Genomic DNA, 13190 nt, shown 5'->3' with positions numbered 1-13190 from the left:
GGCGGCCAGTCGTGGCCCGCGCCTGCCACATCGCCGGGGACATCAACACGCCACCCACCGTAACGGCACGGTCGCATCGATATTTGTTCGGGGCAGCGTTCGGATTCGCCGCGCCGGACCGGGAGGAAAACATGAGCGGTTCGGGATTGATCTTGTTCGAACTGGCCGGCGCCGATCAGGCGCTGCGCTTCAGTCCGCATTGCTGGAAGATCCGGATGGCGCTGGCCCACAAGGAGCTGAGCGCGGAAGCCGTGCCATGGCATTTCACCGAGAAATCGAGCATCGCGTTCTCGGGGCAGGAATGCGTGCCGGTGCTGATCGACGACGGCGCGCCCGTCAGCGATTCTTGGCGCATCGCCCGGCACCTGGAGGCACGCTTTCCTGAGCGGCCGTCCCTCGCGGGCCGCAACGGCGACCTGGCCGCCTGCGCGTTCATCAATCAATGGGCCGACACGGCGCTGCTGCCGGTGCTCGCCCGCCTGCTCGCCCCGGACGTGTACGCGGTGCTGCCCGCCAAGGATCAGTCGTATTTCCGTTCGTCGCGCGAGGAGCGGCTCGGCATGACGTTCGAGGCGCTGAGGGCGCGCCGCGCGGAATTCCAGGGCGACCTCAAGCGCGTGCTCACGCCGCTGCGCGCGACGCTGAGACGCCAGCCGTTCGTGGCCGGCGACGCGCCGAACTACGCCGATTACTGCGTATTCGGCATGTTCATGTGGGGCCACTGCGTGGCCGACTTCGATCTGCTCGCCCCGGACGATCCCGCCCACGCGTGGCGCGAGCGCATGTTCGACCTGTTCGGCGGCATCGCGAGACACGCGCCCACTCATCACGGCCTGCAGGCACGGAGCCCAGGTGAATAGCCCGACGCCGGACGACTTCCCGATCCGCGGCTTCGACACGATCCGTTACGCCGATACCGACCGGCAAGGGCACGTGAACAACGCCGTGTTTGCGACGTTCCTCGAAACCGGTCGCGTCGGAATCCTCTACCGCACGGACGAGCCGCTCGCCGATCCCGATGGCGAGTTCGTGATCGCGAACCTGACGCTCGAGTTCCGGGCGGAGCTGCGCTGGCCCGGAACGGTGGAGATCGCGACGCGCATCGCCTCGATCGGCCGCGCCTCGATCCAGCTCGAACAGTGTTTGTTCCAGGACGACAAATGCGCCGCGTTCGCCCAAACCGTCATCGTCCAGATCGATAGCGGAACGCGCCGTTCGAAGCCGTTGTCCGAGCGGGCGCGCGCGAGGCTGGCGTCGCTGCAGCGCTCGGCGCCCGGCGAATAGATCGCGGACGGCGCGGGCGCAGGCACGAGTTCGGCCCGAACCTCGGCAGCGGCCCGCGCGCCGCCTGAAGCGGCGCCGTCAGGCCGCCGCTTCCAGCGTGATCAGCTGCGCGCCGTCCGCCACCTGATCGCCGACCGCATACAGCACCTCGGCCACCACGCCGGCGCTCGGCGCGCCGATCGTGTGCTCCATCTTCATCGCCTCCATCACGATCAGCGGCGCGCCCGCCTCCACCGCCTGCCCCGGTTCGACCAGCACGGCGATCACCTTGCCCGGCATCGGCGCGGTGAGCCGCCCGCCGCCGTGCTCGGCGTCGCCGGCATGCGCGAGCGGGTTCAGCCATTCGAGCGTGTCCGCCGCGCCCTGCGCGAACACATGGAACGTGTCGCCCTCGGCCACCACGCGGCCGGAGGCACGCTCGTCGCCCAGCGTCACGACGAACTCGCGCGCGTTCGCGCCGCGCCGCCACGTGAACGGCGCCGGCGCCGCGTCGCCGATCGCGAGCTGCTCGCCATGCCCGGTGCGCTGGTAGCGAACCGTCACCGCCGCCTCCTGATCGGCCGGCTGCCAGGCCAGCGTGCGCGTGTGACCGCCGTTGAGCCGCCAGTCCGGCAGCGCGTGCCACGGCGAGGCGCCCTGCGTGACGACACTGCCGATCTCGCCATGGCCCGCCACCACCCGCTCGCGCGCCAGCAGCGCCGCGCAGGCCAGCGCGACCGCCATCGGGGCCAGCGCGCGCGGCGCGAACAGCGTGTCGTGATGACGCTCGATCAGGCCGGTATCGAGATCGGCGCTCGCGAACGGCACGCTCTCGACGATCCGCTGCAGGAACGCCGCGTTGGTCGCGAGCCCCACCGCCTCGCAATCGCGCAGCGCGCGCGCCATGCGCTTGAGCGCCTCGTCGCGATCGGCGCCGTGGACGATCAGCTTGGCGATCATCGGGTCGTAGAACGGCGTGATCGCATCGCCCTCGCGCACGCCGCTGTCCACGCGCACGGCCGCGCCGGTCGCGAACTCCACGCCGTCCGGCAGCCGCAGGTGGGTGAGCGTGCCGGTGGACGGCAGGAAGCCGCGCGCCGGGTTCTCGGCGTAGAGCCGCGCCTCGATCGCGTGGCCGCTCACGCGCAGCGCGTCCTGCCGCAGCGGCAGCGGCTCGCCGGACGCGGCGCGCAGCTGCCATTCCACCAGGTCGAGCCCGCTCACCATCTCGGTGACGGGATGCTCGACCTGCAGCCGCGTGTTCATCTCCATGAAGTAGAACTGCTCGCCCGTCACGATGAATTCGACGGTACCGGCGCCGACGTAATTGACCGCGCGCGCGGCCGCCACCGCCGCGTCGCCCATCGCGCGGCGCTGCGCGTCGGGCAGGCCCGGCGCCGGCGCTTCTTCGAGCACCTTCTGGTGGCGCCGCTGCACCGAGCAGTCGCGATCGAACAGGTAGACGGTGTTGCCGAGCGTGTCGCCGAACACCTGCACCTCGACGTGACGCGGGCGCAGCAGGTATTTCTCGATCAGCACGCGGTCGTTGCCGAAGCTGCTGGCGGCCTCGCGCTGGCACGAGGCGAGCGCGGCCGGGAAGTCGGCCGAGCGCTCCACCACGCGCATGCCCTTGCCGCCGCCGCCCGCGCTCGCCTTCAGCAGCACCGGATAGCCGATCGCGTCGGCCTCGCGGTGCAGCAGCGCGGCGTCCTGGTCGGCGCCGTGATAGCCCGGCACGAGCGGCACGCCGGCCTGCTGCATCAGCGCCTTGGCGGCCGCCTTCGAACCCATCGCCGCGATCGCCTGCACCGGCGGCCCGATGAACACCAGGCCGGCGGCCGCGCAGGCCTCGGCGAACGTCTCGTTCTCGGACAGGAAGCCGTAGCCGGGATGGATCGCCTGCGCGCCGGTGGCCAGCGCGGCCGCGATCACGCGTTCGCCGCGCAGGTAGCTGTCCGCGGCGGCCGCGCCGCCGATCGGCACCGCCTCGTCGCAGGCGGCGACGTGTTTCGCGTTCGCGTCGGCGTCCGAGTAGACGGCGACGCTCGCGATGCCGAGACGGCGGCAGGTGGCCGCCACCCGGCAGGCGATTTCGCCGCGATTGGCGATCAGGATCTTGTCGAACATGGTCGGTCGGGATTCGGTAATCGGGGTTCGGAAAGGTCGCGACGGCGGATCAGCAGCCGTTCGGGCGCGGGCACGCCGCGCCGGCGGGCTGCCGCCGCGCCGGCCTCATTCGCGCCATGACGGCGCGCGCTTGTCGAGGAACGCCGCGATGCCCTCGCGCGCCTCGGCGCCGGCGCGCGTCGCCGCGATCCAGTCGGCGGTCTGCTCGATCAACGTGTCGTCGAGCGCGCGGCCGGCCACCTCGGCCACCAGCCGCTTGGCGGTGCGCACCGCGGCCGGGCCGTTGGCGCGCAGCGTCTCGCCCAGCTGCGCGATCGCGGCGTCGAGCGTCTCGGCCGGCACCGCCTCGTGGATCAGCCCGAGCTGCGCGGCGCGCGCGCTGTCGAACACCTCGGCGGTGGTGAAGTAGCGGCGCGAGGCGCGCTCGCCGAGCGCGCGCACCACGTAGGGCGCGATGGTGGCCGGGATCAGCCCGAGCCGCGCCTCCGACAGGCAGAAGCGCGCCGGCGCGGCGGCGATCGCGACGTCGCAGGCCGCGATCAGGCCGACGCCGCCCGCGTAGGCGTCGCCGTGGATCCTCGCGATCACCGGCTTGCCGCAGCGGTAGACGGCCTCCAGCATGCGCGCGAGCCGGCGCGCGTCGGCGCGGTTCTCGTCGTCGGTATAGCCGGCCATGCGGCGCATCCAGTTCAGGTCGGCGCCGGCGCAGAACGCCGGCCCCTCGGCGGCCAGCACCACGGCGCGGATGTCGTCGCGGGCGTCGAGTTCGCCGAACCCGGCGGTCAGCTCCGCGATCATCGTCTCGTTGAACGCGTTGCGCACCTCGGGCCGCGCCAGCGTGACCGTGGCGATGCGCTGCTGGTCGGTGATGCGGATCGTCTCGTATCGCATGCCTGCCTCCTTACATCCGGAACACGCCGAAGCGCGTGTCCTCGATCGGCGCGTTCATCGCGGCGGCCAGGCCGAGCCCGAGCACGTCGCGGGTGCGGGCCGGCTCGATCACGCCGTCGTCCCACAGCCGCGCGCTCGCGTAGTACGGATGGCCCTGCCGCTCGTACTGCTCGCGGATCGGCGCCTTGAACGCGGCCTCCTCGTCGGCCGACCAGCTGCCGCCCTTCGCCTCGATGCCGTCGCGGCGCACCGTGGCCAGCACCGAGGCGGCCTGGTCGCCGCCCATCACCGAGATCCGCGCGTTCGGCCACATCCAGAGGAAGCGCGGCGAGTAGGCCCGGCCGCACATGCCGTAGTTGCCCGCGCCGAACGAGCCGCCGATGATCACCGTGAACTTCGGCACCTTCGCCGTGGCCACCGCGGTGACCATCTTCGCGCCGTGCCGCGCGATGCCCTCGTTCTCGACCTTGCGGCCCACCATGAAGCCGGTGATGTTCTGCAGGAACACCAGCGGGATCTTGCGCTGGCAGCACAGCTCGATGAAATGCGCGCCCTTCACGGCCGACTCCGAGAACAGGATGCCGTTGTTCGCGACGATCCCGACCGGATGGCCCCAGATCCGCGCGAAGCCCGTGACGAGCGTGGTGCCGAAGCGGGCCTTGAATTCGTCGAACGCCGAATCGTCGACGATGCGCGCGATCACCTCGCGCACGTCGAACGGCTTGCGCGTATCGGCCGGGATCACGCCGCCCAGCTCGGCCGGGTCGTAGCGCGGCGGCAGCGGCTCGGCCGGCACGAGCGGCGGCGCGGCCTTCGCGCCGAGATTGCCGACGATCGAGCGCGCGATCGCGAGCGCGTGCGCGTCGTTCTGCGCGAGATGGTCGACCACGCCCGACAGCCGCGTGTGGACGTCGCCGCCGCCCAGATCCTCGGCGCTGACTTCCTCGCCGGTGGCCGCCTTCACCAGCGGCGGGCCGCCCAGGAAAATCGTGCCCTGCTCCCTGACGATGATCGATTCGTCGCTCATCGCCGGCACGTAGGCGCCGCCCGCCGTGCAGGAACCCATCACCACGGCGATCTGCGCGATGCCGGCCGCCGACAGGTTCGCCTGGTTGTAGAAGATGCGGCCGAAGTGGTCGCGATCGGGAAACACCTCGTCCTGGTTCGGCAGGTTCGCGCCGCCCGAATCGACGAGGTAGACGCACGGCAGCCGGTTGTCGGCCGCGATCTCCTGCGCGCGCACGTGCTTCTTGACCGTGATCGGGTAATAGGTGCCGCCCTTCACGGTGGCGTCGTTGCAGACGATCACGCACTCGCGCCCGGCGATCCGGCCGATGCCGGTGATGATGCCGGCGCCCGGCGCGTCGTCGTTGTACATGCCGAACGCGGCGAGTTGCGAGAGTTCGAGGAACGGCGAGCCCGGGTCCAGCAGCAGCGCGATGCGCTCGCGCGGCAGCAGCTTGCCGCGCGCCACGTGCTTGTCGCGCGCGGCCTGCCCGCCGCCCAGCGCGAGCCGCTCGACCTTCTCGCGCAGGTCCGCCACCAGCGCGTCGAGCGCGGCCGCGTTGGCGCGGAATTCGTCGGAGCGGGGGTTCAGTTTCGATTCGAGGATCGGCATCGTGTCGGCTCCGCGCGGCGCTCAGGCCGTCTCGGCGAACAGTTCGCGGCCGATCAGCATGCGGCGGATCTCGCTCGTGCCCGCGCCGATCTCGTAGAGCTTGGCGTCGCGCCAGAGCCGGCCCACCGGGTATTCGTTGATGTAGCCGTTGCCGCCGAGAATCTGGATCGCCTCGCCCGCCATCCAGGTGGCGCGCTCGGCCGTGTAGAGGATCACGCCCGCGCAGTCCTTGCGCGCCTGGCGCACGTGCTGGCTGCCGGCCGCGTCCAGATGCCGGCCCACCGCGTACAGATAGGCGCGGCAGGCCTGGAAGTTCGTATACATGTCGGCCACCTTGCCCTGGATCAGCTGGAACTCGCCGATCGACTGGCCGAACTGCTTGCGGTCGTGGATGTACGGCACCACCGCGTCGAGGCAGGCCGCCATGATGCCGGTCGGGCCGCCCGCCAGCACCGCGCGCTCGTAGTCGAGCCCGCTCATCAGCACCTTCACGCCGCTGCCCACCTCGCCCAGCACGTTCTCTTCCGGCACTTCCACGTCCTGGAACACCAGCTCGCCCGTGTGCGAGCCGCGCATGCCGAGCTTGTCGAGTTTCTGCGCCACCGAGAAGCCCTTCATGCCCTTCTCGACGATGAACGCCGTCATGCCGCGCGCGCCCGCTTCCGGCTCGGTCTTCGCGTAGACCACGAGCGTGTCGCAATCGGGGCCGTTGGTGATCCACATCTTGGTGCCGTTCAGCACGTAGTGGCTGCCGCGCTTGTCGGCGCGCAGCTTCATGCTGACCACGTCCGAGCCCGCGTTCGGCTCGCTCATCGCCAGCGCGCCCACATGCTCGCCCGAGATCAGCTTCGGCAGATAGCGGCGCTTCTGCGCCTCGTTGCCGTTGCGGTTGATCTGGTTCACGCAGAGGTTCGAATGCGCGCCATAGGACAGGCCGACCGACGCCGAGGCGCGCGAGATCTCCTCCATCGCCACCATGTGCGCCGTGTAGCCGAGGTTCGCGCCGCCGTATTCCTCGCCCACCGTCATGCCGAGCACGCCGAGTTCGCCGAACTTGCGCCACAGGTCCATCGGGAACTGGTCGGTGCGATCGATCTCGGCCGCGCGCGGCGCGATCTCCTTCGCGGCGAACGTGGCGATCGCGTCGCGCAGCATCTCGATGTCTTCACCGAGCATGAATTGCACGCCGGGCAGGTTGCTCATGTCTCCTCCTCCGATTCCAGAAAGTGCGTTCGGCCGATCCGGTGCTGCCTGTCGATCTGAGTTTTGCTCAGAATTGTCCGGGCGCCGATCGATTGAACGATGCCGTTTGATGGCGGCTAGTGTCGCGCCTGGCTCGATAGCGCGTCAATTGTTTTTTGAGTGACACTCAATTTTTTAGCCGGACTCGGCTATCATCGGCCCGATCGATCGAGCGGAATGTGAATTCATCATGACGAGCCCCCCCGTCAAGTCCGAGCGCGCCGACGGCAGTCGCGCGCCTGCCGGACGCAAGTCGCAGCAGCGCGTGCAGGACATCCTGCGCGCCGGGCGCGAGGTATTCGCGGAGAAAGGCTACGAGCACGCCACGGCGGCCGAGATCGCGCAGCGCGTGGGGGTGTCCGAGGCCACCGTGTTCAGCTACTTTCGCGGCAAGCGCGAGCTGTGCGCGCGCGTGATCGCGGACTGGTACGACGAGAACATCGCCGCGTTCGAGGCCGGCTTGCCGGCGGACGCGCCGGTGCGCGAGCAGTTCGCGTTCATCGTGCGCACGCATTTGCGGCTGATGCTGGTGAACGGGACGGGGCTGTGCGCGCTGGTGCTGTCGGAGGGGCGTGCCAGGCAGGAGATGCTCGGTGACGAGCTGACGGCCCTGCAGCGGCGCTACACCGCCCCGCTGATGGACGTGCTCGCGCGCGGGCAGGCGGCCGGGCAGGTGCGGGGCGATCTGCCCTTGAGCCTGCTGCGCTCGCTCGTGTTCGGGCCGATCGAGCATGTGCTGTGGGACGCGATTCTGGGCCGGCGCGAGCTGGATGCGGAGCGCACGGCCGAGCAGCTGATCGGCGTGCTGTGGGTGGCGTTGCAGCCGCCGGCGCCGGAGGTGGCGGCGCTGGCGCAGTTCGAGCGGGATGTCAGGGAGGCGTTGGGGCGGGTGGGGGGCGCGACCTGACGGCCGTTGCTTCACGTCTCCCGGCGGCGTTCAGAGGTCGCCGCGCACCTCGCCGGTGCCGAGCGCGGTCCGCTGCCGGTTGACCTCGGCCCAGAGCGCGTCGCTGTCGTCTTCGCGCAGCACCATCATCCAGTCCAGCTGGTCGTCGGTCACGCCGAAGTACTCGAGGATTTCGCGGCGCACGGCATCGAGGAATTGCGCGTATTCCGGCGTGGTCTGCGCTTCCGCGTGCAAGGCGTCGTATTCGGCGTCGTCCTCGCCGCCGCCGTGCTCGTCGATGTAGCGCGAAATCCAGCGGTCCCGCTCGCTGTCGTAGTCGGCCTCGGCACGCATCGCCTGCGCGGCGGTGTCGAAATCCAGTTGGGCGAACGCGGCGATCGCCGCCGTCGTTGTCTCGTCAAATGCAGTGGTCATTGCGTGTCTCTGGGTCATCGCCGGACATCATCGCATGGTTGGCGCCGGTCCGGTGCCGGACACGCCGCGTTCACGAATCGCGAAATCCGCCGCGAACGAGCGCGGCCCGATTCGACGCGCCGTCGGGCGCGGGGCTACACTTGCGGGTCCGCATCGATTTGCCCTCGCATGCAGCTCGCTCGCCCCTTCGCCTCTTCGCCCACGGATTGCCGACCGATGATCCCGTTTCTCGACGCCGCCGCCCTGCTCGCCCTCGCCCAAGCTTCGGAAGCGCGGCACCCGCCCGCCTGCGACTGCCGGAAAACGTCGCTCGACGGCTGGGTCTCGCAGCCGCTCTCGCTCGACGAAGCCATGCTGGCGCAGGTCGGCACGCTGCGCGCCGACGACGGCCGCGAACCGTCCTATGACGAATACCTGCCGGACGGCCTCCAGTACTGGTCGCCCGAGGCCCCGATCGCGCCGCGCCATTTTCCGTACAACCAATGCGACGTCTGGACCTGCAAGACCTGCGGCCGGCTGATGCTGCGCTACGTGGAAGGCGGCGGATATTTCGTCGACCGGCGGATTCGCGCGGTGCGCCCGGACCTGATCGTCGACGCGCCATGACCACGGGCCGCCGCCCGCCGTAACGGCGTGAAATATTCGCGGCGTCCGCCGGCCGGGAAAAATCATCAAGCCCGGCCGCACCGCGCCGATATCCGGTGATTCATCGAAAAAAAATCACACCGGGGAACCATGATGAAGCCAACGCTCAAACTCTCGCTCGTGCTGCTCGCGAGCGCGGCCGGCATCGCGGGATGCGTAACCAGCGGCCAGGGCCGCGTCGCGGTCGGTCCAGGCAGGGGCAGCGACGTGTCGCTGTCGGTCGATGCCGCGCCAGGCGCCGAAGTGGCCTACGAGCCGATGCCGACCGACATCTACGTCGCGACCGCCGTGGACACCGACGTCGTGATCTATCGCGGCGATACCTATATCTGGGTGGCCGGACCGAACGGCGTGCGGCATCGCCAGTTCTACGCGCACGGCGATCATCGCCGCGACGTGTTTCGCCGCCGCGAGGAGTTGCACCACGTCATGACGAACCACGGCGGCCACCTGCCCGCCCACGCCATCGCGGCGCACGGTCCCGAGCATGGCGGCTACGCACACGGGCCGGAGCGCGCGCCCGAGCATGCCGGGCCGCCTCCGCACGGCGGGCCCGAGCATCCGGGCGCGATGCCACGCGCCGGCCGCCCGGCGCCGGCGATGCCGGCCGCGCACGCGGCACCGCGTCCCGCTCCGGCGAAACCGGCGCCCAAGTACGAGAAAAAGTCGTAGTCGAACCGCGAAAGGCGCGGCGGACAGCCTGTCGAGCCGCGCCGCGCCGTGAGGTCATCGCGAAATCGCCGCCATTCAGCGCATCGAGGCGCGCCGCTCACGCATGATCAGCGCGCCGATCACGATCCCGGCCGCGAGGCTCGTCATGCCGCTGTAGGTGACGAGCCCGAGCGCCCAGCCGCGCGCGGCCACGACCAGCCACAATGCCGCCAGCAAGCCGCCCCAACCCGCCACGCGCAGGACCCGCGCGGGCACGGCGGCCAGCACGCGCCGGAACACGGTCAGCTGATGCCGCTCCATCGCCAGCGCAAGACAGGCGAACGCGGCCACGCACACCATCAAGATCACGAACCCCATCAGAACCGCTCCTCGCTACGCATCGCCACCGAAGCGCGTGCCGCGCCGTTGGCCTTGCCCGCCGCGCGCGGCCGCGCCCGGTGGCGGCTGGTGCGGACCGCCAGCAGCGCGTGCAGCGCCGCGAACGCCCACATCATCAGATCGAAGCCCGCATACACCCAGTCGCCGTCGGCCGCGCTGCGCCACAGCGGCCGGTCGGTGGTCAGCGCGTTGAGCACCGGCAGCAGCGCCAGCAGGCCCGCCGCGATCCACAGCAGCTCGACCCAGGCGCGCCGCGCCGGGCGCGCGATCGCGAATAGCAGCGTCGCGCCCCACACCGCGAAGAACACGTTGATCTCGGCGTTCGAACGCTGCGCCAGCGCGTCCGGCAGCAGCCGGTTGGCCCACAGATAGCTGGTCATCGCGATCGACAGCCCCGCGATGCTGGCGATGTTGAGCCGCTCCACGAGCCGGAAGCCGAAGTGCGGCCGCAGCGGATCGGCCAGCTGCTGGCGGCGCTTGACGGTCCACATCACGAGCCCGGTGCCGACCATCGCGGTACCGCCCAGGCTGACGATGAAATAGAGCCAGCGCAGTTGCAGGTCGCTGAAGCGCCCGAGATGCAGCGCGTAGAGCACGCCGCGCGTCCCGGCCGCGGCGCCCACGGCGTCGTGCGTCTCGAGCAGCTTGCCGCTCACGCCGTCGAACAGCAGATACTGCGGGCTCTGCGACACGCGCCCGCCTTCGCCGCGCGCCACCGCCACGCGCGCCGCGCTGTCGCCGGGGTTCGTGATCGTCACCATCCCGACGCCCTGCTGGCCCCAGCGCGCCTGCGCCGCGCGCACCATCGCATCGACCGGCGCGAGCACGGCCGGCTTGCCGTCCGCCTTGCCGGGCTGGATGTAGGCGCTGATCTGCGAGGTCAGCGCGGCCCGCTGCTCCGGCGTCTTCACGGCCGCGTGCTGGCCCCACGGCATGTACATCGTCATCAGCGTGACGAGGCCCGTGTAGGTGATCATCAGGTGGAACGGCAGCCCGAACACCGACAGCGCGTTGTGCGCGTCCAGCCACGAGCGCTGGCCCTTGCCCCAGCGGAACGTGAAGAAGTCGACGAAGATCTTCTTGTGCGTGATCACGCCGCTCACGATCGCCACCAGCATGAACATGGCGCAGAAGCCGGCGATCCAGCGGCCCCAGAGCGGCGACAGGTAATAGAACTGGAAATGGAAGCGGTAGAAGAATTCGCCGCCGAGCGTGTCGCGCGCCTTGGTGACGTTGCCGCTGGCGGGATCGAACGCGGCCTCGCCGAAGAAGCGCCCGGGCGGCGAGCCCGGCGGCAGGCGCCAGAACGCGCTCGCCACGTTGCTGCGCGCGGTGGGCAGCGTGATGCCCCATTGCGAACTGTGGGCGGCCAGCGTGCCGAGCCGGTCGGTCACGCGCTGCGCGACGCGCGCGGCGTCGGGCGCCTGCTGCTGATGCGCCAGTTCGGGCCGCATCCATTGCGAGATCTCGTCCTTGAAGTAGCTGACGGTGCCGGTCAGGAACATCGCGTAGAGCAGCCAGCCGCACAGCAGCCCGGCCCAGGTATGCAGGTCGGCCATGCTCTGGCGCACGCCGCGCGGCTTTGGGGTGGTGACCGTGCTCATCGTGCGATCACCCCGCTCCAGACCAGCCCGGCGGCGGCCAGCAGCGGCACGGCGGCCGCGATCAGGCCGGCCCAGGCACGCCACGCGGTGCGCGCGAGGAACACCCAGATCACCGCGCCCGTGTAGAACAGGAAACTGACCAGCATGCCCGTGAGCACGGCCTGCGAGCGATCGATCGGCAGCGCGATCGCGCCGACGCTGGCGAGCGCGCCGAGCGCGTAGCCGCCGAGGATCGCGCAGACGATCCGCGAGAGCAGCGGCCCGAGGCGCCGCCAGCGGTCCGATACGGCGCTCATGCCGCAAGCGCCGCGCGCGCGGCGAACAGGGTAAAACGGGCTTTCACTGCTTTCTCCATCTGAATCGAGATACGGGCCGCGAGCGGCGGGCGGAACCGCCACCGCATCACTCACGGCGAAGTCGCGATGATACGTGATTGCGAACGATTCTCAACCGCAATGACGCAGGAGAGCAAGGAAAAAGGCAGGTTTGAGACCGGGAATGGGGCGTTTCAGGGGGGATTCGCGGCGGATTCGGCGGGAAATGCCGAAAACAGCGGGAAGTGGGGATGGCGGACGATGGATGCGCGGAGCCCGCCGCAGGGGTAGCTGGGACCGCTGGTCCGGTATCCCGGCCCCGAAGCGGCGGTGCTGGCGCGGGCACCGCCGCAAGCGCCGTCCAGAAGCCGCGACGGTGCGGCCCCGATTCGCGGCCCTTCGTTCGTCGTGGGTCGCGCCGTTCAATCGGTGCCGTAGTGTCTCGAATACGGGCCGTACAGCAGGTTGTTCCGGTAGCCAGCCCACAACAGCCGGTCGTTGGCCACGCCGGCCACGTCCACGCTTTCGTCGGTCACGGTCTTCGCGATCTGCTTGACGGCGGCTTGTGCGAGCGTCACGAACAGCCCGATCGCACCACTGCCGCTGACGTTGCCGTGCGCGCCGCCGAGATCCGCGTCGGTCGCGTCGGCCCGGCCCTGCCAGAGCACGTCGCCGGTCCCGAGGTCGACGAGTTTGGCGGAGACGGCCACCTTGGTCACGCTGTCGATCACGCGATAGGTCGTGCCGTACTCCGACACCTTCATGTAGAGCGCGGCATCGGCGCCGAAGATGTCGCGCAGCTTCGCGGGCGACACCTCGGCGACGTCGTTCGGCGTGGTCAGGCCGTTGTACTTGAAGGTCTGCTCCATCGGGCCGACCGGCACCACGTAATAGCCGGATTCGGCGAGCGGCAGCGTGACCCTCGACAGCACGCCGTCGGTCGCCTTCACGTCGCTGGTGTCGTTGATGGGCGGCAGCACGATGATCGAACGCGGCCGGCTGCGCCGGAACGCGGTGTAGTCGATCTGTTGCTGCGGGCTGGCGCAGGCGGCGAGCAGGGTCAGCACGGCGGCAGCGGCCAGCAGCCGGATCGATGCGCGGGTCGGCATGGTGGG

14 protein-coding genes are annotated in these 13190 nt (G+C 70.3%); 5 read left to right on the top strand and 9 right to left on the bottom strand.

The genetic code is table 11. The features are described 5' to 3' along the window. Positions 1-131 precede the first annotated feature (131 nt). Positions 132-860: a glutathione S-transferase family protein gene (locus BpN12_RS07020; protein WP_246794554.1), complete on the top strand. Its 729-nt coding sequence runs from the start codon at positions 132-134 to the stop codon at positions 858-860. Next, positions 853-1284: an acyl-CoA thioesterase gene (locus BpN12_RS07015; RefSeq protein ID WP_280529131.1), complete on the top strand. Its 432-nt coding sequence runs from the start codon at positions 853-855 to the stop codon at positions 1282-1284. The genes BpN12_RS07020 and BpN12_RS07015 overlap by 8 nt, the downstream gene beginning before the upstream one ends. Positions 1285-1362: 78 nt before the next feature. On the opposite strand, the gene BpN12_RS07010 is transcribed toward BpN12_RS07015, so the two are convergent. The 4 genes from BpN12_RS07010 to BpN12_RS06995 form a co-directional block, all read right to left on the bottom strand. Continuing rightward, positions 1363-3390, bottom strand: coding sequence for an acetyl/propionyl/methylcrotonyl-CoA carboxylase subunit alpha (locus BpN12_RS07010; RefSeq protein ID WP_246794552.1), 2028 nt, complete (start codon positions 3388-3390; stop codon positions 1363-1365). A 105-nt stretch (positions 3391-3495) separates the two neighbouring features. Next, the gene (locus tag BpN12_RS07005; RefSeq protein ID WP_246794551.1) at positions 3496-4281 is read right to left on the bottom strand and encodes an enoyl-CoA hydratase/isomerase family protein; all 786 of its coding nucleotides are present in this window, start codon (positions 4279-4281) and stop codon (positions 3496-3498) included. A gap of 10 nt (positions 4282-4291) precedes the next feature. After that, positions 4292-5899, bottom strand: coding sequence for a carboxyl transferase domain-containing protein (locus BpN12_RS07000; RefSeq protein ID WP_246794550.1), 1608 nt, complete (start codon positions 5897-5899; stop codon positions 4292-4294). A gap of 21 nt (positions 5900-5920) precedes the next feature. Then, positions 5921-7102 carry an isovaleryl-CoA dehydrogenase gene (locus BpN12_RS06995; RefSeq protein ID WP_246794549.1) on the bottom strand — a complete coding sequence of 394 codons (1182 nt, stop codon included), beginning with the start codon at positions 7100-7102 and terminating at the stop codon, positions 5921-5923. 229 nt (positions 7103-7331) lie between these two features. Here BpN12_RS06995 and BpN12_RS06990 point away from each other — a divergent pair, with 229 nt between their 5' ends. Then, positions 7332-8048 (top strand): TetR/AcrR family transcriptional regulator, encoded by a 717-nt coding sequence (locus tag BpN12_RS06990; RefSeq protein ID WP_246794548.1) that lies wholly within the window; start codon positions 7332-7334, stop codon positions 8046-8048. 30 nt (positions 8049-8078) lie between these two features. On the opposite strand, the gene BpN12_RS06985 is transcribed toward BpN12_RS06990, so the two are convergent. Beyond that, the gene (locus BpN12_RS06985; protein WP_246794547.1) at positions 8079-8462 is read right to left on the bottom strand and encodes an ATP-dependent protease; all 384 of its coding nucleotides are present in this window, start codon (positions 8460-8462) and stop codon (positions 8079-8081) included. A 216-nt stretch (positions 8463-8678) separates the two neighbouring features. On the opposite strand from BpN12_RS06985, the gene BpN12_RS06980 reads away from it, so the two are divergent. Together BpN12_RS06980 and BpN12_RS06975 are read left to right on the top strand one after the other, a co-directional pair. Then, positions 8679-9068, top strand: a complete 390-nt coding sequence (locus tag BpN12_RS06980) for a hypothetical protein (protein ID WP_246794546.1) — start codon at positions 8679-8681, stop codon at positions 9066-9068. A 132-nt stretch (positions 9069-9200) separates the two neighbouring features. Further along, positions 9201-9779 carry a hypothetical protein gene (locus tag BpN12_RS06975; RefSeq protein WP_246794545.1) on the top strand — a complete coding sequence of 193 codons (579 nt, stop codon included), beginning with the start codon at positions 9201-9203 and terminating at the stop codon, positions 9777-9779. A gap of 75 nt (positions 9780-9854) precedes the next feature. Here BpN12_RS06975 and BpN12_RS06970 read toward each other — a convergent pair whose 3' ends face one another. The 4 genes from BpN12_RS06970 to BpN12_RS06955 form a co-directional block, all read right to left on the bottom strand. After that, on the bottom strand, positions 9855-10136 hold the full coding sequence (locus tag BpN12_RS06970) for a DUF3325 domain-containing protein (protein ID WP_246794544.1): 282 nt from the start codon (positions 10134-10136) through the stop codon (positions 9855-9857). Further along, positions 10136-11761: a PepSY-associated TM helix domain-containing protein gene (locus tag BpN12_RS06965; RefSeq protein WP_246794543.1), complete on the bottom strand. Its 1626-nt coding sequence runs from the start codon at positions 11759-11761 to the stop codon at positions 10136-10138. Before BpN12_RS06965 ends, BpN12_RS06970 begins: the two co-directional genes overlap by 1 nt. Next, complete coding sequence (locus BpN12_RS06960) at positions 11758-12057, bottom strand: DUF3649 domain-containing protein (RefSeq protein WP_246794542.1); 300 nt, start codon at positions 12055-12057, stop codon at positions 11758-11760. Before BpN12_RS06960 ends, BpN12_RS06965 begins: the two co-directional genes overlap by 4 nt. Positions 12058-12497: 440 nt before the next feature. Beyond that, positions 12498-13184 carry a DUF799 domain-containing protein gene (locus BpN12_RS06955; RefSeq protein ID WP_246794541.1) on the bottom strand — a complete coding sequence of 229 codons (687 nt, stop codon included), beginning with the start codon at positions 13182-13184 and terminating at the stop codon, positions 12498-12500. Positions 13185-13190 lie beyond the last annotated feature (6 nt).

Source organism: Burkholderia perseverans (assembly GCF_022870505.1).
GTDB classification, from domain to species: domain Bacteria; phylum Pseudomonadota; class Gammaproteobacteria; order Burkholderiales; family Burkholderiaceae; genus Burkholderia; species Burkholderia plantarii.
Note: the sequence above shows the minus strand (reverse complement) of the source record. Positions and strands in the feature narration are given on the sequence as shown.

What these genes read in the sequence shown, in the direction of transcription:
- BpN12_RS07020 (WP_246794554.1), top strand. Translation starts at nt 132, where the DNA reads ATGAGCGGTTCGGGATTGATCTTGTTCGAACTGGCCGGCGCCGATCAG.
- BpN12_RS07010 (WP_246794552.1), bottom strand. Translation starts at nt 3,390, where the DNA reads ATGTTCGACAAGATCCTGATCGCCAATCGCGGCGAAATCGCCTGCCGG.
- BpN12_RS07005 (WP_246794551.1), bottom strand. Translation starts at nt 4,281, where the DNA reads ATGCGATACGAGACGATCCGCATCACCGACCAGCAGCGCATCGCCACG.
- BpN12_RS07000 (WP_246794550.1), bottom strand. Translation starts at nt 5,899, where the DNA reads ATGCCGATCCTCGAATCGAAACTGAACCCCCGCTCCGACGAATTCCGC.
- BpN12_RS06995 (WP_246794549.1), bottom strand. Translation starts at nt 7,102, where the DNA reads ATGAGCAACCTGCCCGGCGTGCAATTCATGCTCGGTGAAGACATCGAG.
- BpN12_RS06990 (WP_246794548.1), top strand. Translation starts at nt 7,332, where the DNA reads ATGACGAGCCCCCCCGTCAAGTCCGAGCGCGCCGACGGCAGTCGCGCG.
- BpN12_RS06985 (WP_246794547.1), bottom strand. Translation starts at nt 8,462, where the DNA reads ATGACCACTGCATTTGACGAGACAACGACGGCGGCGATCGCCGCGTTC.
- BpN12_RS06980 (WP_246794546.1), top strand. Translation starts at nt 8,679, where the DNA reads ATGATCCCGTTTCTCGACGCCGCCGCCCTGCTCGCCCTCGCCCAAGCT.
- BpN12_RS06975 (WP_246794545.1), top strand. Translation starts at nt 9,201, where the DNA reads ATGAAGCCAACGCTCAAACTCTCGCTCGTGCTGCTCGCGAGCGCGGCC.
- BpN12_RS06970 (WP_246794544.1), bottom strand. Translation starts at nt 10,136, where the DNA reads ATGGGGTTCGTGATCTTGATGGTGTGCGTGGCCGCGTTCGCCTGTCTT.
- BpN12_RS06965 (WP_246794543.1), bottom strand. Translation starts at nt 11,761, where the DNA reads ATGAGCACGGTCACCACCCCAAAGCCGCGCGGCGTGCGCCAGAGCATG.
- BpN12_RS06960 (WP_246794542.1), bottom strand. Translation starts at nt 12,057, where the DNA reads ATGAGCGCCGTATCGGACCGCTGGCGGCGCCTCGGGCCGCTGCTCTCG.
- BpN12_RS06955 (WP_246794541.1), bottom strand. Translation starts at nt 13,184, where the DNA reads ATGCCGACCCGCGCATCGATCCGGCTGCTGGCCGCTGCCGCCGTGCTG.